Origin of the sequence: Streptomyces sp. NPDC046866 (assembly GCF_040704625.1) — a bacterium.
Classification (GTDB): Bacteria; Actinomycetota; Actinomycetes; order Streptomycetales; family Streptomycetaceae; genus Streptomyces.
This window is the reverse complement of record NZ_JBEYXN010000023.1, coordinates 1-20,727: the sequence shown is the minus strand read 5'-3', so window position 1 is coordinate 20,727 and position 20,727 is coordinate 1. Positions and strand designations below refer to the sequence as shown.

Genomic DNA, 20,727 nt, shown 5'->3' with positions numbered 1-20,727 from the left:
GGTCAATCCGGTCGTCCGTTGGTCTGGAGGGCGGCGCCGCGACGGCTGACGCTGCTGGCCACGCTGTGCCACGTGCGGCAGACGGAGATCACCGACTCCGCGTGTGAGTAGTTCCCGTACAGGATGTAGCGCTGAGAATGATCACGGTCGTTACCACAAGGAATGACCCTGGCGGGGGCCTTTCGGGGAAAGATCGTCGAGCTGGCGCGGCAGCTGGCTACGGTCCGGCTGTGCCGGTGGAATTCCTGGCTGACGAGCAGGCCGCTGCCTACGGGGCCTTCGGCGAGGTGCCCACGCGCCCTGAGCTGGAGCGGTTCTTCTTCCTGGACGACGACGACCGGGATCTGATCGCGCTGCGGCGTTCGGATGGGCACCGGCTGGGGATGGCCTTGCAGATCGGCACCGTCCGTTACATCGGCACGTTCCTCGGGGACGATCCGCTGGCGGTGCCGTGGGAGGTCGTGGACTACCTGGCCGGACAGCTCGGCATCGAGGACGCGTCCTGCGTGAAGTCCTATGCGGAGCGGCGGATGACGCCGTACAACCACGCGCAGGAGATCCGGGAGCGGTTCGGGTATCGGGAGTACGGCGACCGGAGGTGGTCGCGGGAGTTCCGGACGTTCCTGTACGGGCGGGCGTGGACGCACGCCGAGGGGCCGGTGGCGTTGTTCAACCACGCGGTGACGTGGCTGCGCCGGCACCGGGTGCTGCTGCCGGGTGTCTCGGTGCTGGCCCGGCAGGTGTCGGAGGCGCGTACGGTGGCAGAGCGGCGGCTGTACGAGTCGGTGGCCAGGGCCGCGGACAAGGCGGACCGGACGCTGGCGCCGACGCTGGCGGGTCTGCTTCAGGTGCCGGAAGGCAGGCGGGTTTCGGAGCTGGAGCGGCTGCGGACGCCGCCGACGAAGTCGACGGGCACGGCGATGGTCCGCGCGATGGAGCGGGTCGAGGAGATCTCCGCGTTCCGCCTGGGCCGGGTGAACCTGTCCAGGGTGCCGGTGAACCGGCTGAACGCGCTGGCCCGGTACGGGCAGCTGAGCAAGGCGCAGACCATCGAGCGGGCGCCGGAGCCGCGCAGGACGGCGCTTCTGACGGCGGTGGTGCGCAATCTGGAGGCCCAGGCGGTCGATGACGCGCTGGATCGGTTCGCGCTGCTGATGGCTACGCGGCTGATCAGCCCGGCGCGGCGGGCGTCGGACAAGGAGCGCCTGGCGGTGCTGCCGCAGTTGGAGAAGGCGGCCCGCGTTCTGGCGAAGGCGTCGAAGATCCTCACCGAGGAGCTGGACCTGGTCGCGGCGGCCGGGACGGACCTGGACATGGCCGCCTTGTGGGCGGCGGTGGAGGAGGCCGTGCCGCGCGAGGCGGTGTCGGGGGCGGTGGCGATGGTCGAGGCGCTGGTGCCGGAGGACGACGGGTCGGCCGAGGCGGCGATGCGGGAGAAGCTCGCCCTACGCTACAACACCGTCCGCCCCTTCCTGTCGCTGCTGGGTGAGTCGAACGCGTTGGGTGCGGCCCAAGGCGGCAAGCGCATCCTGAAGGCGGTCCGCCGCCTCCCGGCGCTCTCCCGTCGGCGGGTCAAGGAGCGTCCGCTACTGCCGCGCGAGGTCGACGAGGGGCTGGTGCCGGCGATGTGGCGGCGGGCGGTGTTCTCCAACACCAAGCTGCCGCAGGGGGCCGTGGACCGCGACGCGTACGCGGTGTGCGTGCTGGAGCAGCTGCACCGCGCGCTGAACCGGCGGGACGTCTTCGCCACCCCGTCGAACCGCTGGGCCGACCCGCGCGCCCGTCTGCTGGACGGGCCCAGGTGGGAGGCGATACGCGGCGATGTGCTGGCGGGCCTGTCGCTGAGCGAGGACGTCGGCGAACACCTGGCCGCGCTGACACGGGGTCTGGACGCGGCCTGGCGGCAGATGGCCGACCGGCTGACCGAGGCGGGGGACGAGGCAAAGGTCGAGATCGTCGTCCCGGAGGGCGGGGGACGGGCCCGGCTGTCGGTGGACAAGCTCGGCGTGCTCGGCGAGCCGGAGTCGCTGACCTGGCTGAAGAGCACCACGGAGGCAATGCTCCCGCGGATCGACCTGCCGGACCTTCTGTTTGAGGTGCACTCCTGGACCGGGTTCCTGGACGCGTTTCGGCACGTGTCCGCGCGGCCCACCCGGATGGAGGGGCTGTTGGTCTCCCTGCTGGCGCTGCTGGTGTCCGAGGCGTGCAACATCGGGCTCACGCCGGTGTGCGACCCGAACGAGCGGGCGCTGACCCGGTCGCGGCTGTCCCACGTGGACCAGAACTACCTGCGAGCCGACACGATCGCCGCGGCGAACGCGGCGCTCGTCACCGCCCAGGGGCGCGTCGAGCTGGCGCAGATGTGGGGCGGCGGGATGCTCGCCTCGGTCGACGGGCTGCGGTTCGTGGTCCCGGTCAAGAGCATCAACACCGGGCCCTCACCCAAGTACTACGGGTACAAGAGGGGCCTGACCTGGTTGAACGCCGTCAATGACCAGGTCGCGGGGATCGGCGCGATGGTCGTGCGCGGCACGCCGCGCGACAGCCTGTTCGCCCTGGACACGCTGCTGAACCTCGACGGCGGCGTGCGCCCGGAGATGATCGCCACCGACAATGCCTCGTACTCGGACATGGCGTTCGGCCTCTACAAGATGCTTGGCTTCCGCTTCGCCCCGCGCTTCAGGGATCTGGCAGACCAGCGGTTCTGGCGCGCGGATGTGCCCGTGGCCGACGGCGAGGAGCCTGCCGGCGGCTACGGGCCGCTGGAGGCCATCGCCCGCAACAAGGTCAACTTGGGCCGGATCGAGATGCACTGGCCGGACATGCTGCGGGTGGCCGGGTCGCTGATCACCAACCAGGTGCGCGCCTACGACCTGCTGCGGATGTTCGGCAGCGAGGGCCACGCGACCCCGCTGGGGGCGGCGTTCGCCGAGTACGGGCGGATCGACAAGACCATGCATCTGCTCGCCTTGGTCGACCCGATGGACGACACCTACCGGCGCCTGATGAACCGGCAGCTCACCGTCCAGGAGTCCCGCCACCGCCTGGCCCGCGCGATCTGCCACGGCGGCCGCGGACAGATCCGCAGGCCTACCGTGAGGGGCAGGAGGACCAGCTCGCCGCTCTCGGCCTGGTCCTCAACGCCGTGGTGCTGTGGAACACCCGCTACCTTGATGCCGCCGTCGCCCAGCTCCGTGCAGAGGGCCACGACATCCGGGACGAGGATGTCGCCCGTCTCTCCCCTCTCAAGGACCGCCACTTCCTGGGCCGCTACCTGTTCCACATCGCCGCGAGCGGCCCCACGCAGGGCCTGCGGCCCCTGCGCGACCCGGACGCCGTCGACGACGAGGACACCGAAGACTGACCGGGTCAGATCCGAATGCGGCGCCACGGCTTGTCGTATGTGCCGCCGCAGGTTCCGCACGAGGCCGTGTAGATGGCGGCGGCCGGAGTTATGTGCTCGCAGGGTTCCGCCAAATACGTATGGCCGGAGATCACCGCCGTGAGATGCGGTTGAGGGCACGCGCAGAGGCCGGCCGTGCCGACAGCGCGGCTCGGCGGCCTGGGCTTCGTGGCGGGCCGCCTGGCCGGGGCCGCTTCGGTGTGCTGCGTCTTCCAGCCGTCGACGGGAACCCGGCGGCGGGCGCGGTTGCGGGTGTTGCGGTCGAACCGCTTCATCTCCTTGACGGTCGTGAACCGGCCTTGGGGAACATCGGTCGACGCCGATGTGCTTGCCCGCATCTCGCCGGCCCGCAGCTCTGCGGTGAACTACCACGGCTCGATCACCGTCGACTATGAGCGACGAGCTCGCCCAGCTCGACGAGAAGGGCCACCGCCCGCTGCGCAGGGTGTCCAGGACGGTCCGGTGGCTGGTCTGTGACCGTGACCAGTCCCAGCGGCGGGTGCAGTTCAGGCTGTCCCGACATGGGGCGGCCTGGCAGCGGTGGGCGGGCCAGTGGGTGGGGATGACGTCCCCTTTGGGGCTCACCTCGTCTTCTACCCTCTTCAACGTCTACACCCTGCGTCGCGGGTACGCCGTTTCCGCGCGCGGGGCCGAACGCGCCGCCCTTGGGTCGACCCATGCGGCTGCTGAGCCGACGGCAGCCTTCAGTAGCTTCGCTAACTGCACCTGAAACACCCGCAACAGGCGCAACTCGACCATCTGGGTCGGTGAGGCGACGCGTGAAGGGTGGATCACTCCTGGCCAATGTCGAGAAGCGACTGAGGACCCTCGCACCTCACCCGGCCTTTGCCCTTTGCACGTTTGCAGGTGGCTGCCCGGTTGGGCGTTTCCGGCCATCTGTCGTCCGTGCACGGTGGAACGAGATCTTCCGGCACTACGTTCGATTTCGTGCATGATCTCGGGGGACAGGCGCGTTGCTGGCCCCTGCCCCGGGGCATGTGACACGGGGAGGAGATCAGTGAAGATCCATCTTCAACGCGCTGCCAGCATCATGGCCGGCGTGACGCTGCTGTGCACTGCCGCCGTGACCCCGGCCTACGCCGAGGGATCCTTCGACACCTTCATCTCCAACTGGTACGTGAGCAACGAGTCGCGTCACTGGACGGACAGGAACTCCGACGGTGCCTGGACCGGTGTCTATTTCGAGGGCTGCTCGACCAATGGCGCCTTCAATCAGGCAGGTCTCATGCTGCGCAAGGCCGTGGACTGGCAGCCGGACCCGAGCAAGGGCTCGCGCACCAATTACTGCGGCTGGGTCGACTGGAACGACCCCGATGACGCCGGCGAGTACTACTTCGTGCTGGAGAGCCTCAGCAGCGGAAGCCGCCTGTGGGTCAACAAGGTGACGGTCGGCTTTTAGCCTGGAAACGAACTTTCGCAGCTGTACGACCCACCACTGGGCCCTGACGCGGCCTCTGGCAGTCCTGGGCGCAGGCTCTTTCGTCATGGAAGGAGAACGACGCAGTGTTACGCCATCGATTAGCCGGCTTGCTGGCCGGCGCGCTCCTGATCAGTGTTGCGGGCGCCCTGCCGGCGCACGCCGAATCGGAGCGCACCTCCTACATCAACGGCTGGATCCTGCACAAGGAGTCGAACCGTTGGTACGACAGCAACTCGGACAGCGCCTGGACGGGTGTCTACTTCGAGGGCTGCTCCACGGACGCCGACTTCTCGTACGCGGGTTTGCATCTCTACAAGGACGTCTCCTGGAACCCTGACGTCTTCAAGGGTTCGCGTACCAACTACTGCGGCTGGGTCGACTGGAACGACCCCGACGACGCTGGGCAGTATTACTTCGCACTCAAGAGCCTCGCCAACGGGGAGGCGCTGTGGGTGAACCAGGTCAGGATCGGCTGGTAGCGCCGTCCGCCAGGAGGCTCACGGCTTCCACTTCCATCTTCGACGGGTTCGGCACATCAATCTTGCTCCTGCCCATGCAGCGCTATCAGCGAGGGCAGGCCGCCGTATGCCCGATTCACCTCCGCACTCTGATCGATCCGAGGGTGCTCGATTCGAAGGGACAAGCATGGACATCAATCGTCAGAAGCTTGCTGGCCTGATGGCCGGTGTCGCTCTGGTGGGCCTGGTCGGTGCCAGCCCCGCGCAGGCCGAGGGCTCGCGCGAGACGTACATCACCCAGTGGGCTCCGGGCAAGGAGTCCAGCCGCTGGACGGACAACAACCACGACGGTGCCTGGACGGGCGTGTACTTCCAGGGCTGCAGCACTGATTCGAGCATGGGCTTCAACAGAGCGGGCCTCCAGCTCTGGAAGCACCAGGACTTCCGTCCCGACATCAACAAGGGCTACCGGGTCAACTACTGCGGGTGGGTCGACTGGAACGACCCCGACGATGCGGGCGTCTATTACTTCCGGCTGGACAGCCTCCTCAACGGGGGCTACCTGTGGGTCGACTACGTGAAGATCGGCTGGTAGCAGCAGGCTCCTGGCAAGAGGGTGTCCCGGCGGTCTCAGCGTCGGGACACCCCCGCTGACCATAGTCCCACTACCTTGCCGCCCCTGGGGGCGGCGGATTGCGCGCTGTGAACATGGCTTTGGTATTCGATGACATCGCTTTCCGGTACGGGAGGCAGGCGCCGGTGTTCACCGGGTTAACCCTGACGGTCGACGCCCCCGCGACGGTGCTCCTGGGCCCGAACGGTGCGGGCAAGTCGACCCTGATGGCCATGGCGGCATCCCAACTGAAACCAGTCGCCGGGACCGTGAGCTTCAACAGGGTGCGCCCCGATCGCCGCACACAGGCCGCCTACCGCAAGCGCGTCGCGTGGATACCCCAGCACATCACGCCCGTTCCCGGTCTCACCGTGCGCGAGCAGGTCGCCTACGCGGCGTGGCTCAAGGGTATGGGCCGCGGTGCGTCCTGGGAGGCATCGGCGAGGGCGATCGAGCAGGTCGGGTTGGGCAAGCTGGCAGACCGCAAGAGCCATCAGGTCAGTGGTGGCCAGCTACGACGCATCGGCATTGCCGGCGCCCTGACCCATCGCAGTGAGCTGATCCTCATGGACGAGCCGACCGCGGGACTCGACCCGCAGCAGCGCCAGATGTTCCGCCAGCTGGTGGCAGATCTCTGCCAGAAGGTGCAGGTCCTGGTCTCCACCCACCAGACCGAGGACCTCGCCGACCTCTATCACCAGGTCATCGTGCTGGACCAGGGCGACGTCCGCTTCCAGGCGAGCCCGGCAGACTTCCACGCCCTCGCCCCGGCTGCCGGGGGGAGCCGGGAACGGGCGGAAGCCGCCTACGCGCTGCTGGTCGGGCAGGAGATCTGACGATGCTGACCCGCACCCTCGTACGCTCGTCCTCCGCGACGGTCATGTTCTTCCTGCTTGCCGCGTTTGTGGCCTTCCTGCTCAACGACACGCTGACCAGCTTCGTGACCCACGGCTACGGCCCCTCAGCCCTCGGCAAGGCGTCCATGGCGCTGCCGTTCGCGGCCGCCGCGTGCGCGGGGAGTGCCGCGTGGGAAGCCGCCCGCCTCAAGCGCGGCCGGATCTTCGACCAGGCCCCTGTACGCAGCCGACTGGGCATCGCACTGCCCTTCCTCGTGCCGGTCTGGCTCATGGGCGTCGGCGGCATGGCAGTGGCGCTGGCCATCTCCTCCACCGCCGTCGGCGCGGCCCCGTCCCTTTCGCATTTGGGCATGCTCCTTGCGCAGGGGCTGCTGCTGGCGGCAAACACCCTCGCCGGGTACCTTCTCGGCTCCTTCCTGCCAGGCCTGGCCGCTGCGCCGCTCGGCCTCATCACCGGCTTCTTCCTTATGGCCTTCCCTGCCTCCTGGGAAAGCTCATGGCCTCGCCAGCTCGTCGCCGGCGGCTTCGGAAGCTGCTGCTCCGTCGGGACCGTCATCAGCCAGCGGGCCGTGTGGGTGGCAGTGCTCTTCGCGGCGGTCGTGTGTGCCGCGGCCCTGGCCGTCATCCATCGTGCAACGCGGGTTACGGCTGCGCTCGCGCTGGTCTTGGTTGCCGGCGCCGTCGCCGTCGCCATACCCGTGGCCAGGCCTCTCGGCTACGACCCGGTCATCGTCCGCGATGCCTCCGAGCTGGTCTGCGACACACGGCAACGACCGCAGATCTGCCTCTGGCCCGAGACCGCCGATCACAACAAGGTCGTACAGCAGACGCGTACCTACGCAGCCCGCATGACCGAGGCCGGACTGCCCGTCCCTGCGACTCTGACACAGAACCGCAGGCCCAAGCCCGGGGAGACCACCCTCGGCATCAACGAGGTTCCACGCCTTGAAGACCTCGCGGCCAACATGGCGAACGCCGTGCTGCCCCCGCTTCCGGAGTGTGCCCGCACCACGGGTAAGTTCGCCGCCTACCCCGCTCGTGGACCCCTGGTGGCCTGGATCACGGGTGTCGCGACCCAGTCCCCGCCCCAGCCGGGCCGGTTCAGGCCCGATGAGGCTGCCCTCGCTCAGAAGGTGCTGCAACAGCCCCGCGAGGCGCAGCTGGCCTGGTACGAAGCCAACCGCCAGGCTCTGACCACCTGCGACCAGCCGCCGCGCCTCGACCCGACTGGGGCAGCCCGGTGATCTGGTGGCTCCGCTCGCGCGCCGTGGCGGTACTGGTCGTCTGCACTCTGCTGACCGCCCTTGCCAGCCTCGTCATCGGCAACGTCGAGATTCCCATACCCGTCCTGGCCGGCCAGGCAGGGAAGTTTCTCCTGGCAGACCTGATCACGGTCCTCCCCGCAGTGCTGTGGATCAACGGAACCGGCCGCGCCACCACGCCGACCGAGATCACCGCCGTGCGCCCCATACACCGCTGGGACACCGCCCTCGCCATCGGACTCGCCACAGCCGCCCTCACCATCACCAGCCTCGCGCACGTCCTGGGCTTCACCGGCATCGCGGTTGCGGTCGGCCGCAACACTGCCGTCTATCTGGGCATTGCTCTGCTGCTCAACCCGATCGTCGGCCACCGAGTGGCAGCACCCCTCACCGCGGTCTTCCCGCTCGTCTGCGCCGCCGCTGGATGGCGCGCCGGCGGCGGCGCAGAACCATGGGCCCTCATCCTGCACCGCCCCAACTCAGGCCCGGCGCTCGCCGCCGGCGTCGCCCTCCTGGCCGCAGGGTGTGCCCTCAGTTTCGCGAAACCACCCACGACTGGCCCTGTTCGACTTCGACGAGGCTGACCGCTCTATACCGATGCCCCCGTCCGGTCGAATGCCGTGTGGGGGCGGAATCGGTCGATTACGCCCCCGGTCGCCGATCCATTGACGAAAGACGGCTATACCAGGGCATTTCGGGGTTTCGATCCAATCCGGTTCGCTCCGTAATTGCGCCTCCCCTATTCCGCCCCCTTAAAGTCGCGTTCCGGCGCCCACCGACTTGGAGGGGGACGGTACATGACAGACCGTCTGTATCTGCGGCATTCCACCGACAAGCAGACCAATGCTCGCCAACTCCATGCTCTGGACAGTCTGCTCAAGTCCGGCGCCCCGAAGTACGAGGACCCGGCCACCTCCTCCAGGGTCTACGCGATCAATCGGACGGGGTTCCGCCGGTTGCTCGATGACGCGGCGGTCGGCGACACCATCCGCATCGCCGACGCCGCCCGGCTGTTCCGCTCAACCAAGGACGTCATCCAGATCCGGGAAGTCCTCCAGCGGCGCGGCCTGCACCCAGCTCAGGACCGTGATCAATCTCAGCGCTACATCCTGTACCGCAACTACTCACACCCGGACTCGCTGGTGGACCTGTTCATCCGGCTCGTAGTGAAGATCAACACGCGGGCGGAGCGGAAGGTCAACAAGGAGCTGGGGGCGGAGCTGAAGAAGGTCCGCGGTAAGGAGGCGATGCTCCTGCGGGTCGCGGAGGCGGCGTTGTCGGAGCCGTCGGGCATCGTGCGGCGGGTGATTTTCCCGGTGGTCGGCGGGGAGAAGACCCTCAAGGCGCTGGCGGCGGAGGCCGCGGCGAACGAGGCCCGCTACAAGGCCCGGGTGCGGACGGTGCTGCGGTCGTCCTCGGCGCACTGGCGGCGGATGCTCGCGCCGCTGCTCGGGGCGGTGGAGTCGTTTGCCGACAGGCGGCCGACGCGTCCAATGAACCCGTGGAATCCGGGGGTTCGCGGCGGCGGGAATCCAATCAGTTCCGATGGCGATTGCTGACAGGGTTTGACGACAGATAGGGTCCGATCCTCCGTACGGAAGGGGCCCCTCGGTGGCGAACCTGGTTTACAAACGGGTCTCGACGGATCAGCAGTCCACCGCCCGGCAGGACCTCGTCCTTCACGAGGCCGGGATCGAGGACCCGGTCGTCTTCGAGGAGGAGCCGGGCACCTCCAGCCGCCTCCACCCGCTCCAGCGGCCGAAGTTCGGCGAGCTGCTGACGTACGCGCGCCCGGGCGACACCGTGCACATGTCCGAGATGTTCCGCCTCGTGCGCGGCAACCAGCACATCCTCGACGTACTCGACGTCCTGCACCGCGACCGCCTCGCCCTGCGCATCCACGACGGCGCGTTCTCCGCCATGGACCTCACCGCCCGCCACCCGCGCACCGCGAGCTGCTGTCCACCGTGAAGTTCATGGTGCAGACCCTCGCCGCCGCCGGCGAACTCCAGCGCGACCTCCAGCGCGAGCTGACCTACGACGGCCTGCGCGCCGCCGAGGCCAAGGGCAGCAAGGGCGGGCGCCGCCCCGCCGTCGCGGCCGCGCAGACCGGCGACGTATGCACCGCGTACCTGGAAGGGCGGTCCATCGCCGCCCTCGCCCGCGACCACGGCGTCAGCCGCGGCGCCATCCGTACGGCCGTCGCCGACCTCATGCCCGACCGCACCGCCCTTGAGGAGGACGCGCCCGCCCCGGAGCTGCCGGTCACCATCGACATGCCCGGCAAGGTCGCCGACTACCTCCGCACCACCGAGCTGGAGCCCGCCGAGCGAGCCGCGCTCGACCAGGGGGCGACCGTACGGCGTTGCCAGGGCTACACCCTGCGTGTCAGTGCTGTCCCCGCCGTACACCGCCAGCTCCTCGCCCGCTGCCAGCCGCTCGATGGCGGCCAGGGCCTCCCCGCAGTCCCGGCCCAGCGCAAGGCTCGACGCGAGTACGAGAAGCGCGTCAGTGACCTGGAGGCCGAGCCCCAACGCTGAAGGCCCGTCAATGCCACACCCCCCTGGTCGTTACGCAGGGCTACACGCCACCTGGCCTAGCTATACGAGAACAGGGCCTTGTCAGCCCGTGGGCACCGTCCGCGCGATGCCGCGCCCAGCCCACGCCGGGGCGGCCGGCGCCTCGACCGCGAGGGCGCTCCTCGGGACCGCGCCACAAGGAGGGGAACGAGGGCGGTTGCGTTCCGGCGGGACAGCTCCCGGCGTGCGGGGTGAACGGTCTGAACGGTCCGCCGGGCCAAGCACAGCTCACCGGCCGGGACGTGGCACGTGGGGCAGGCTTCCGCGAAGGCGCCGTGCCGGAAGCGGCGGTGCGTCTCGTACGCCGCGTCCAGCGCCGCCTCGACGGCAGGGGACGGCGGAGGGGATATCCAGGTGGCCCGCGCCAACGGGCCGTGACGGTGCTCATGGAGGGGCGTCTCCTTGTGCGGGACGACGAGGGGGCGTTGAGCCTCACCTCATATACGTCCGCCCCACGGTTCCCGTTACGGTTCCGTCGTTTTCGCAGGTCAGCGCATGGGCGCCGTCGCGGCTGGCGCCAACCGTATTGCTCCGACCCGCCGCAGGCGTCGGCCTCCGGGGAAGAAACCCCAGGCGGCGGTCTCCCGGTTCCGCTGTCGGGCGGCCGGTCTGCGGAGCCTATGACTTCGAAAGCTTGAGAACCGGACCGCTTGTCGTGGATGCTCTCCAGTAGCGCCGACACAGGACTGAACTATTCCTGCTTTCGAGGGCGTCGACTACCTTGCTGCAGTGCGAGACGAGGGCATTTGTGAATGCATTTTTCACGATGATTGGGGGGACGAAGCGGCCGCCCATTTCCCTGCAAACCGTGGTGCCTCCCACTCGAAAATTTTCCTCGGCTTTCCGATAGCCATCGGCCCATCTATTGTAGACGCTGTCGACGGATACGGTGCGGCTTGTCTCCATGTCGAAGATGAAGACCTTATAGGAGCGTTCAATCAAAAGGGCAACAAGGTCCGCGGCGTTTTGGTAGGTTTTGAGCGTGCGGTCGAGCAAAAGATTCTCGCCTGTCACTATGGATACGCTGAGTATCCGCTGTGCGAGGTCGGTTGATTCTTTGTGAACGAGCGCCGCAAGCTCTCTCGGATAGGCCCTGTCTGGTTCACTGTCTCGCAGTCGTGGCGGGACTATGTCTTCGAACGTGTGGTCACTGCAGCTTTCTTCCAGTATTAGGTCCTTCAGGTAGTCGGGGTCGATTTTTCGCCACCTGGCACCGGGGTCGATCTCTTGCATTACTTTGCTGGCCTGATGGGACTTTCCGGCGCCGGGCGGGCCAGCCATGATTATCGCAATTTTGTGCTCAGAGGCTGAGCCCTGCTCTTTGCGGAGCCGCTTCTTCACGCGCTTGTGAAGGTCTCGACGGGCCTTGAGGCAGGCGTACTCGCCGCTCTCCTCTTTGAACCAGTGCGGCTGGAGTACGGTTGCATATTTGGAGAACTCAGCCAGATCGCCCCTCAGCGTTTCTCTTTCAAGCGCCACGTGGTGTCTTTTGATTTCACTCGGGCTCGGGGTCGGCAGTGATATTGAGGTCACCTTGCCCACTCCCATCCTGATCGGGCTCGACGCTCATGAGTTCGAGGATTTCGTCGTACATTCGTTCATCGATCCAGCCGAGATCGAGTGCCGTTTCTACGTCGTGAATTGTTCCAGCTGGCCAGACCGGTGGATCGTCCAGCAAGTCAGGGGCCGGTTCATCCGATTTTCTTCCCGGGATATATGCCCAATCGGCCAGCATCTTCACGGTTGCATCCCGGTCGAGCTTCTCGCGTTTGTACGCGTAAGCGATATCCAAAGGCTTCTTGTATTCCCCTCTTACCAGGTTGTAATATTCGTCCAGGTGTTCCGTCTCCTCGTCCGTGAGGCTGCGCGACTCGTGAACCGTGGGGGCGAAGAATACGCGCCGCTCGTCGTACGCGACCTTGAGGTGGTTCCTCTCGCGTGTAACACGCTCCAGGGGGATCGGTGCGCGGTGCCCATAGGGCAGCTTTAGCACGGCATAGCGGTGCCCGTCTTTATCTTCGCGAACCGACTCGACCCGACCGAGGGCGTGATCGTTTTCATCGAACATCATTTCGCCGACGCACGCGTCATCGTTGGTGGTGTCGTCACCCATCAGTAGACCCTTCTTAAGATACCCACCACGTCTCGGGAACTGAGCCCGAGAGGGTCGTCGAGGCGCCTACATTCAGGGTCCCACCGCCGACTACGCGATGCGAGTCCCTCGGTGCGGAAAAGGGACCCGCACGCCTATGTGGCCGTGCGGGCTAGGAGCCTCACGGAAGGCGGGCACCAGGCCGAGTCAAGAGGGTCGCCGGTCTTGGACCAGCCCGTGGGACCGGGGGGCGTGAGGCGCAGTGGCGGGTGATATCGGTGGGCCCGCACTCCTTTTCCGCCCTGCGTTTGATGGCCTTGGTGAGGGTCTCGGAGGGGCCGTGGAAGGCGTGGCCGACCCGTCGAGCCAGCCGTCGCCGACCAGCCGCCTCCAGGAATTGCCTGCTGCGGGCGTTGACCTCCCGGATCAGGAGGAGGGACCGGTCCACGGTCCAGCTGGGCGCCCCGCCGCGTCGGCCTCGGTACGAGCCCGCTTCCGAATCGGCCTTGGGGACCAACGGAACAGCCATTAACCCTAAGCACTTGATCTTGGTCGCCTAGCACAGATGATCAGTCCGGTGCGGGGGTTCGGAGGAAGATCCTCGATCACGGTCGGGGCGTGGTTACCGTCCGCCGCATGCCGGTGGAATTTCTGACTGATGAGCAGGCTGAGGCGTACGGGAAGTTCGCCGAGGAGCCGACGAGGCCCGAGTTGGAGCGGTTCTTCTTCCTGGATGACGAGGACCGGAAGCTGATCGGGAAGCGGCGCGGGGACTACAACCGGCTCGGCTTCGCGCTCCAGATCTGCACGGTGCGGTACATCGGGTTGTTCCTGGAGGACCCCCTGGATGTGCCGTGGCCGGTGGTGGATCATCTGGCCGAGCAGCTGGAGATCGAGGACGTCTCGCAGGTCAAGCGGTATACCGAGCGCAAGCCGACGGCGTACGAGCACGCGTGGGAGATCCGCGACGCGTACGGCTACCACCAGTTCGAGGATCACGGGTGGGGCCGGAAGTTCCGGGCGTTCCTGCACGGGCGGGCGTGGACGACGCACGCGGAGGGGCCGAAGGCTCTGTTCGATCACGCGGTGGGCTGGCTGCGCAGGAACCGGGTGCTGCTGCCGGGCGTGTCGGTGCTGGCGCGGCAGGTGGCGGAGGTCCGTGCGATCGCGGAGAAGCGGCTGCATGCCAGGGTTGCCAAGGCCGCTTGGCGGGCGGACCCGGCGCTGCCTGGGGACCTGGTGGCGTTGCTGAAGACGCCGGAGGGCAAGCGGTACTCGTACCTGGAGCAGCTGCGCCGGCCGCCGACGCGGACCACGGGCACCGCGATGAAGAACGCGCTCCAGCGGGTGGATGAGATCGCCGCGTTCCAGCTGGGGCGGGTGAAGCTGAACAAGATCCCGCCGAACCGGCTGGCGGCTCTGGCCCGGTACGGGCTGGGCACAAAGGCGCCGAAGCTGGAGCGGGCCTCGGAGCCGAAGCGCACGGCGATGCTCACCGCGGTAATGCGGCACCTGGAGGCCAAGGCGATCGACGACGCGCTGGACCTGTTCGAGATCCTCATGGCCACTCGGTTGATCAGCACCACGAAGCGGGCCACGGACAAGGAACGCCTGTCCACCCTGCCGCAGCTGGAGAAGGCATCCAGGATCGTGGCCAGGGCGTCGAAAATGTTCATCGAGGAGCTGGAGCTCCTAGAGGAGACCGGCTGCGACGTGGATGTGGCTGCGCTGTGGCGGGCGCTGGAGGAGATCGCGCCCCGGACTGAGCTGTCCAGCGCGGCCGCCACGGTAGTGAGCTGGTCCCGGAGGATGACGACTCGGCGGAGATCGCCATGCGCAGTGCGCTGGCGCTGCGCTACAACACGGTCAAGCCGTTCCTGGCGCTACTGGGAGAGTCGAAGGCGCTGGACGCGGCGACCGGCGGCAAGCGGGTGCTGACCGGTGTGCGGCGGCTGCCGGCCCTCGCGAGGCGGCGAGTGACGGAGAAGCTGCTGCTGCCGAGGGAGATCGACGACAAGCTGGTGCCGCCGGTGTGGCGCAAGGCGGTGTACGCGAACGCGGAACTGCCGGAGGGGGCGGTGGACCGTGACGCGTACGTGGTGTGCGTGCTGGAGCAGTTCTTCCGTGCGCTGAAGCGCCGGGACGTCTTCGCCTCTCCTTCGCACCGCTGGTCGGACCCGCGCGCCCGTCTGCTGGACGGCAAGGAGTGGGAGGCGGTGCGTGAGGACGTGCTGGCGGGGTTGAGCCTGGACGAGGACGCCGAGCAGCACCTTCGGGACTTGGTCGCCGTGCTGGACGCGGCGTGGAAGCAGATGGCCGAGCGGCTGGAGGAGGCCGGCGCCGACGCGAAGATCAGCATCGAGGTGCAGCCGAACGGGCGGGCGAAGCTGAACGTAGAGAAGCTCCACGCGCTGGGCGAGCCGAAGTCGCTTGCCTGGCTGCGCAAGCGGGTCGAAAAGATGCTCCCGAAGATCGACCTGCCGGACCTGCTGTTCGAGGTGCACGCCTGGACCGGGTTCCTGGACGCCTTCGTGCACCTGGGCGACGGGAAGACCCGTATGAAGGACCTCACCACCTCCGTGGTGGCGCTGCTGGTCTCGGAGGCGTGCAACATCGGGATGACTCCGGTCACCAACCCGAACATCGAGGCCCTGACCCGCTCCCGCCTGGTCCACGTCGACCAGTACTACCTGCGCGCCGACACCATCGCCGCGGCCAACGCCGCCCTGATCGAGGCCCAGGCGAAGCTGCCCGTCGTGCAGTTCTGGGGCAAGGGACTGCTCGCCTCCGTCGACGGCCTGCGCTTCGTCGTGCCCGTCCGCACGATCAATGCCGCCCCGAGCCCCAAGTACTTCGCGAAGAAGAAGGGCATCACCTGGCTCAACGCGATCAACGACCAGGTGATCGGGATCGGGCAGATGGTGGTGCCCGGCACCCCGCGCGACTCGCTATTCATCCTGGATGCGCTGCTGAACCTGGACGGCGGGGTGAAGCCGGAGATGGTCGCCACCGACAACGCCTCCTACTCCGACATGGTCTTCGGCATCTTCAAGATGCTCGGCTACCGCTTCTCCCCGCGCTTCAAGGACCTCGAAGACCAGCGGTTCTGGAAGGCCCAGATGGCCGGCAGCGAGGCCCTGGGCAGCTATGGGCCGCTGGAGGCCATTGCCCGCAACAAGGTGAGTGTGAAGAAGGTGATCACCGCCTGGCCGGACATGCTGCGGGTGGCCGGCTCCCTGGTCACCAACCAGGTCCGCGCCTACGAGCTGCTGCGAATGTTCGGCCGCGAAGGGCACCCCACGCCGCTGGGGCAGGCGTTCGCCGAGTACAGGCGCATCGCCAAGACCCTGCACCTGCTCGCCGTCGTCGACCCGGTCGACGACACCTACCGGCGGCAGATGCACAAGCAGCTCACCGTCCAGGAGTCCCGCCACAAGCTCGCCCGGGACATCTGCCACGGCAAGAAGGGCACCATCCACCAGGCGTACCGGGACGGGATGGAGGACCAGCTCGGCGTGCTCGGCCTGGTCCTGAACGCGGTGGTGCTCTGGACGACCCGGTACATCGACGCCGCCGTTGCCCAGCTGCGCGCCGAGGGCCACGAGATCCGCGACGAGGACATCGCACGGCTGTCCCCGCTGAAGCACCGCAATCTCAACGTGCTGGGCCGCTACAGCTTCGCCGCCAGCGTCCCGGCCGCCGGGGCTCTGCGACCGTTACGTGACCCAGACGCGGCCGGTCTCGATGATGACGAGGACGGCGCGGAGGACTGAATATGCCTGAGAGCCACCGCCGTTGAATGTCATGGACGGCTCAGGCGCGGTACTCAGGCCAGCTCACAGCGGTCAGTCCAAGGTGGGCCTCGCCCTTCCGGGTGATGTCAGGGCCTTCAATCGGGGCAGGCACAGCCTTCGGCGTAGGCATCGCTCTAGCGTGCGGCTATGCAGAGCGCGCTGGCCAAGATCCCAGGTGCGGGGCCACGATCGACGACGGAGGCGTGTTGGCAGCTCTGACCCGGATTCCGCTGGAGGGCGGAGGCTGCATTCTGGTCGAGCAGCAGGCCGAGTGGGACGGGCCGGTGAAGGCTGGCCGTATCGGTGACGTCGTACGCGAGTTGCCGGTGACTCTGGAAGGGGCCTTGGAGCCGGTCACGGAGGCTGTCCGAGCCACCCTTGGCCAGCTGCGCAGGGCCCGCCCCGACCAGATCACTGTCGAGTTCGGCGTCGACTTGGCTGTCGAGGCCGGAGCCGTGATCACCAAGAGCCAGGCCGGCTGTCACCTGAAGGTGACCGTTTCCTGGCAGGGTGACGGCTCCGGTCATCCTCACGCAGGTACGGGTACGGACTGATCCCGGTGACTGGCACGGAGAAGGGACCGGCTGACGGCACTGCATCAGACCTGCTCACCGCCATGGTCCAGGTGCTCCGGCCCGGTGGAGCGGTGGCCGGGGCTGGGTTCCTGGTGTCCGACAGGGTCGTGGTTACCTGCGCGCACGTCGTCGAAGCGGCCGGAGGCCGGCCGGGGGCTGCGGTGCAGGTGGCCTTCCCTCATGTGAGGGGTGTGGGTCAGGTGGAGGGCCATGTTCTGGGCGAGCTGTGGCGCGCGACGCAGGACGAGGACGTGGCCTTCATCCGGCTGAGTAGCATGCCGGCTGGGGCGCGGGCGCTGCCGTTGGGCTCCGCGGAGGGGTGCCGGGGTCACCAGGTGCGCTCTTTCGGATTCCCCGCACAGGCCCCGCCGGAAGGACACTTTGGCTTCGGCGTGGCCGGCGATCTGCTGCCGGGCTCGGGCAGCCGGAGTGCGCACCTGCAGCTCACCGCGGCCAACGATCTCACCACCGGGTTCAGCGGCGGGCCCGTGCTCGACGAGGTGACCGGCCTGGTCATCGGCATGCTCACGGAGATCGCCGCGCCCGACGAGTTCGAACGGGGACAGGGCGTCGCGTATGTCACTCCGACGCAGGTACTGCGGGGAATCCTGCCCGAGCTGGTGGAGCGGGAGGTATGCCCGTATCGGGGGCTGGAGCCGTTCACCGCGGAGCACGCACGGTGGTTCCAGGGCCGGCAGGAGGCGGTACAGCAGGTCGTGACGAATCTGGCACAGCAGCGGCGGCTGACGCTGTTGCTGGGGCCGTCGGGGTCGGGCAAGTCGTCGCTGATCCAAGCGGGGGTTCTGCGGGAGCTGTCGGAGGGGGAACTGCCGGGGAGTGATCGGTGGCTAGCGCTGATCGCACGGCCGAGGCAGGACTTGGCGGCAGAGATCGAACGTGCAGGGCTGCCGGGAGCCCGCACCGAGGGCATTGCTGGGGCGGTCACTCGTCGGCTGGCAGCCGAGCCCAACCATCAGCGCATCCTGCTGATCATCGACCAGTTCGAAGAGCTCTTCGTCCAGACGGCCGACGGCCATCGGCGGAGCCAGCAGGCCGTCGCGGACCAGATCGCCGCAGCGGTCGACTCACATGCCGCACTCAGCGTGATCCTGGTCATGCGGGACGACTTTTATCCCCAGCTGGCAGCCTTGGCACCAGGGCTGCTGAAAGCAGCGACCTCGGGGCTCCTCAATGTTCCGGGCACCTTGAACCAGCGAGACCTGAACGACATCATCACCCTCCCGGCCCGGGACGTGGGTCTCCATTTCGAGCCAGGACTGCCTGAGCGGATCGTCTCCGACGTCCTGGCCGCCAATCCCGAGGAGGCGCCCACCCAACAGGCACCCGCGACCGTTCTACCCCTGCTGGAGCTGACACTCAGCCAGCTGTGGGTCCGGCGCCAGAACGGCCACCTCACCCATGAATCCTACCGTCGCATCGGAGCCGTCAGCGGGAGCCTGACCACCTGGTGCGACAGCGCCCTCAACGAACTCCCGCCCGATCAGCAGCTCACCGCACGACGCATCCTTACCTCACTGGTGAAACCCGCCGACCGCAGACGCCGTGTCCCGGCCGTCCGCGCACAAGTCCCCCTCGACGAACTGCGCGACCTGGCGGCGGGCCCCGACGGTGCACCCGACAGCGACGTCGACACCGTCCTGGCCGCCCTCGCGCGTCATCGCATCATCACTACCCAGACGCTGCGCGACCCCCAACACCCCGATGCGACTCCCGGGGAGCCGGTAGCCGAACTGATCCATGATGCGCTCATCCGGGACTGGGGAACACTGAGCGAGTGGGTCAGGCAGGATCACCGCTTCCACGACTGGCTCGACCGGACCCGTGAACGGCATGCCAGCTACGCCGAGAAGGGAGATCCAGGGGACCTGCTCGGGGGAACAGCGCTCGCGGAAGGGCTGGAATGGGCGCGGCAACGCCGGCTGCCGGGCGAAATCTCGGCGTTCATCATGGCCAGCAAGCAGCGACAAGAGGCGGCTATCCGACGAACCAGGCGCCTCAACACAGCTCTTGCGACGCTGGCGGTCGTCATGCTCCTGGCACTCCTCGCCGGGGGAGGCGCCGTGTGGCAGTGGCGGACGGCGACCGCCCAGCGCCAAGCAGCACAGTCCCGGCAGTTCGCCGTCCAGTCTGACACGCTCATTGGCGCCAACCCTGAACTCGCCTCGCTGCTGGCCGTCGAGGCATATCGGACCAGCAGCACTGCAGAGTCCATCGCAAGCCTGCAATCCGCTGCAGGTAGTCCCTCACGGCGCCGTTTGACCGGGCACTCCGGCGCAGTGAATTCGGTGATGTTCAGCCCCGATGGACGGACCTTAGCCACCGCCAGCAGCGACCGCACCGTACGACTGTGGGACGCCGTCACAGGCAAGCCCCGCGTTCTGCCCAAACACGCAGGCGCTGTGCTGTCAGTGGCCTTTAGTCCCGACGGGCGCATCCTCGCCATCGCCAGCGAGAACGGCACCGTACAACTGTGGGACGTGGACCCAGTCAAGTCCCGTTCTGTCCTGCCCAAACAAGCAGGTGCCGTGCAGTCCGTGGCGTTCAGCCCCGACGGACGCACCCTCGCCACCGGAAGCGTTGACCACACGGTACGACTGTGGGACCTTGCCACAAGCACGACCCGCACGCTCCGCGGGCATACGGGCGCAGTGCAGTCCGTGGCGTTCAGCGCCGACGGACGCACCCTCGCCACCGGAAGCGCCGACACCACCGTGCGTCTGTGGGACAGTGGAACGGCCAAAATCCTCGCCACCCTAACCGGGCATACGGGCGCAGTGCAGTCCGTGGCGTTCAGCCCCGACGGACGCACCCTCGCCACCGGAAGCGTTGACCGCACGGTACGACTGTGGGAGGTCGTCACAGGCAGGTCCCGGACCCGCTTCGCCCTGACCGGGCACACGGACGCAGTCCAGTCCGTGGCGTTCAACCGCGATGGAAAATCCCTCGCCACCGCCAGCACCGACAAGACTACCCGGCTATGGGATGTGGCCACCGGCACGTTCCGCGCAACCCTCGTTGGGCACACGGCCGCAGTCTGGTCGGTGGCGTTCAGCCCCGACGGGCGCACCCTTGCCACCGGAAGCGTTGATCGCACCGTACAACTGCAGAGCGTAGTCATTCTCTCCCCCGCCGGGGCAATTCAAGAAATCTGTCGCACCGTCAAACGCGACTTCACCCCAGAGGAACGAGAGGCATACCATCCAAGCCGAGGGCCCGTATGCCCAACCTCTGGTAGCGGCTGAGACGATCCGGACCGAGCAGTGGGCGGTCGCGCCCCTGCTGCAGTCCCTGCCCATACGAGACCACCTCGGTGAAAGACGTACAGAGCAGGAGCGCGCGAGCTCGCCGCTTCGCGCCCGACGAGGGTGACCGCCTGGACGCCGATGCCCCCGTCGCCGCGTACACCAAACGCTGCCGCCCGCCGATGGACATCCATGGCGCTGTTTGTCGGAGTCCCTAGAGCGGCGGGCGTGCGCCAGCAGTCGGGCGCGCAGTAGCTCGGGCAGGCTGGCGACGTCCCGCTTCTGGCGTTGGCGCGTCTTCCAGCCCATCAGATGCCGCACGGCCCCGGCGTCGTGCCGCTCCTCGGCCCGTGGGCCGGCCAGGGCGGCGAGCAGGTCGTCGATCGGCAC

Annotated in this window: 15 protein-coding genes and 2 pseudogenes; 13 read left to right on the top strand and 4 right to left on the bottom strand. The window is 67.7% G+C overall.

Annotation, left to right across the window (positions count from 1 at the left end; translation table 11 throughout):
- The first annotated feature begins 230 nt into the window (after positions 1 to 230).
- Positions 231 to 3,364 (top strand): annotated as a pseudogene (locus AB0953_RS27590) (Tn3 family transposase).
- 5 nt (positions 3,365 to 3,369) lie between these two features.
- Here the strand turns inward: AB0953_RS27590 and AB0953_RS27585 are convergent.
- The gene (locus AB0953_RS27585) at positions 3,370 to 3,678 is read right to left on the bottom strand and encodes a hypothetical protein (RefSeq protein ID WP_366862272.1); all 309 of its coding nucleotides are present in this window, start codon (positions 3,676 to 3,678) and stop codon (positions 3,370 to 3,372) included.
- A gap of 743 nt (positions 3,679 to 4,421) precedes the next feature.
- On the opposite strand from AB0953_RS27585, the gene AB0953_RS27580 reads away from it, so the two are divergent.
- The 9 genes from AB0953_RS27580 (at position 4,422) to AB0953_RS27540 (ending at position 10,574) form a co-directional block, all read left to right on the top strand.
- Positions 4,422 to 4,823, top strand: a complete 402-nt coding sequence (locus AB0953_RS27580) for a hypothetical protein (protein ID WP_366862271.1) — start codon at positions 4,422 to 4,424, stop codon at positions 4,821 to 4,823.
- 104 nt (positions 4,824 to 4,927) lie between these two features.
- Positions 4,928 to 5,323, top strand: coding sequence for a hypothetical protein (locus AB0953_RS27575; protein WP_366862270.1), 396 nt, complete (start codon positions 4,928 to 4,930; stop codon positions 5,321 to 5,323).
- A gap of 166 nt (positions 5,324 to 5,489) precedes the next feature.
- Positions 5,490 to 5,897 carry a hypothetical protein gene (locus AB0953_RS27570; RefSeq protein ID WP_366862269.1) on the top strand — a complete coding sequence of 136 codons (408 nt, stop codon included), beginning with the start codon at positions 5,490 to 5,492 and terminating at the stop codon, positions 5,895 to 5,897.
- Between the two features lie 113 nt (positions 5,898 to 6,010).
- Positions 6,011 to 6,751 (top strand): ATP-binding cassette domain-containing protein, encoded by a 741-nt coding sequence (locus tag AB0953_RS27565; protein ID WP_366862268.1) that lies wholly within the window; start codon positions 6,011 to 6,013, stop codon positions 6,749 to 6,751.
- Between the two features lie 2 nt (positions 6,752 to 6,753).
- Positions 6,754 to 8,016 carry a hypothetical protein gene (locus AB0953_RS27560; protein ID WP_366862267.1) on the top strand — a complete coding sequence of 421 codons (1,263 nt, stop codon included), beginning with the start codon at positions 6,754 to 6,756 and terminating at the stop codon, positions 8,014 to 8,016.
- Positions 8,017 to 8,039: 23 nt separating this feature from the next.
- A complete protein-coding gene (locus AB0953_RS27555; RefSeq protein ID WP_366862266.1) occupies positions 8,040 to 8,618 on the top strand; it encodes a hypothetical protein in 579 nt (192 codons plus the stop codon).
- A gap of 213 nt (positions 8,619 to 8,831) precedes the next feature.
- Entirely contained in the window at positions 8,832 to 9,593 is a 762-nt protein-coding gene (locus AB0953_RS27550; RefSeq protein WP_366862265.1) for a recombinase family protein, read from the top strand.
- Between the two features lie 52 nt (positions 9,594 to 9,645).
- Positions 9,646 to 10,005, top strand: coding sequence for a recombinase family protein (locus AB0953_RS27545; protein WP_366862264.1), 360 nt, complete (start codon positions 9,646 to 9,648; stop codon positions 10,003 to 10,005).
- 5 nt (positions 10,006 to 10,010) lie between these two features.
- A complete protein-coding gene (locus AB0953_RS27540) occupies positions 10,011 to 10,574 on the top strand; it encodes a hypothetical protein (protein ID WP_366862263.1) in 564 nt (187 codons plus the stop codon).
- A 657-nt stretch (positions 10,575 to 11,231) separates the two neighbouring features.
- Here AB0953_RS27540 and AB0953_RS27535 read toward each other — a convergent pair.
- Positions 11,232 to 12,155, bottom strand: a complete 924-nt coding sequence (locus tag AB0953_RS27535; RefSeq protein WP_366862262.1) for a zeta toxin family protein — start codon at positions 12,153 to 12,155, stop codon at positions 11,232 to 11,234.
- Positions 12,109 to 12,726: a hypothetical protein gene (locus tag AB0953_RS27530; protein WP_366862261.1), complete on the bottom strand. Its 618-nt coding sequence runs from the start codon at positions 12,724 to 12,726 to the stop codon at positions 12,109 to 12,111. Before AB0953_RS27530 ends, AB0953_RS27535 begins: the two co-directional genes overlap by 47 nt.
- A 615-nt stretch (positions 12,727 to 13,341) precedes the next feature.
- Here AB0953_RS27530 and AB0953_RS27525 point away from each other — a divergent pair.
- Positions 13,342 to 16,478: pseudogene (locus AB0953_RS27525) on the top strand (Tn3 family transposase).
- A 224-nt stretch (positions 16,479 to 16,702) separates the two neighbouring features.
- Positions 16,703 to 17,053 carry a CU044_2847 family protein gene (locus tag AB0953_RS27520; RefSeq protein ID WP_366862260.1) on the top strand — a complete coding sequence of 117 codons (351 nt, stop codon included), beginning with the start codon at positions 16,703 to 16,705 and terminating at the stop codon, positions 17,051 to 17,053.
- Between the two features lie 44 nt (positions 17,054 to 17,097).
- Here AB0953_RS27520 and AB0953_RS27515 read toward each other — a convergent pair whose 3' ends face one another.
- Positions 17,098 to 17,256: a hypothetical protein gene (locus AB0953_RS27515; RefSeq protein ID WP_366862364.1), complete on the bottom strand. Its 159-nt coding sequence runs from the start codon at positions 17,254 to 17,256 to the stop codon at positions 17,098 to 17,100.
- Between AB0953_RS27515 and AB0953_RS27510 the strand changes: the two genes are divergently transcribed.
- On the top strand, positions 17,182 to 20,337 hold the full coding sequence (locus AB0953_RS27510) for a trypsin-like peptidase domain-containing protein (protein ID WP_366862362.1): 3,156 nt from the start codon (positions 17,182 to 17,184) through the stop codon (positions 20,335 to 20,337). The two genes, AB0953_RS27515 and AB0953_RS27510, sit on opposite strands and share 75 nt — an antisense overlap.
- The last annotated feature ends 390 nt before the right edge of the window (positions 20,338 to 20,727 follow it).

What these genes read in the sequence shown, in the direction of transcription:
- AB0953_RS27585 (WP_366862272.1), bottom strand. Translation starts at nt 3,678, where the DNA reads ATGAAGCGGTTCGACCGCAACACCCGCAACCGCGCCCGCCGCCGGGTT.
- AB0953_RS27550 (WP_366862265.1), top strand. Translation starts at nt 8,832, where the DNA reads ATGACAGACCGTCTGTATCTGCGGCATTCCACCGACAAGCAGACCAAT.
- AB0953_RS27530 (WP_366862261.1), bottom strand. Translation starts at nt 12,726, where the DNA reads ATGGGTGACGACACCACCAACGATGACGCGTGCGTCGGCGAAATGATG.
- AB0953_RS27540 (WP_366862263.1), top strand. Translation starts at nt 10,011, where the DNA reads ATGGTGCAGACCCTCGCCGCCGCCGGCGAACTCCAGCGCGACCTCCAG.
- AB0953_RS27570 (WP_366862269.1), top strand. Translation starts at nt 5,490, where the DNA reads ATGGACATCAATCGTCAGAAGCTTGCTGGCCTGATGGCCGGTGTCGCT.
- AB0953_RS27565 (WP_366862268.1), top strand. Translation starts at nt 6,011, where the DNA reads ATGGCTTTGGTATTCGATGACATCGCTTTCCGGTACGGGAGGCAGGCG.
- AB0953_RS27560 (WP_366862267.1), top strand. Translation starts at nt 6,754, where the DNA reads ATGCTGACCCGCACCCTCGTACGCTCGTCCTCCGCGACGGTCATGTTC.
- AB0953_RS27515 (WP_366862364.1), bottom strand. Translation starts at nt 17,256, where the DNA reads ATGAGGGAAGGCCACCTGCACCGCAGCCCCCGGCCGGCCTCCGGCCGC.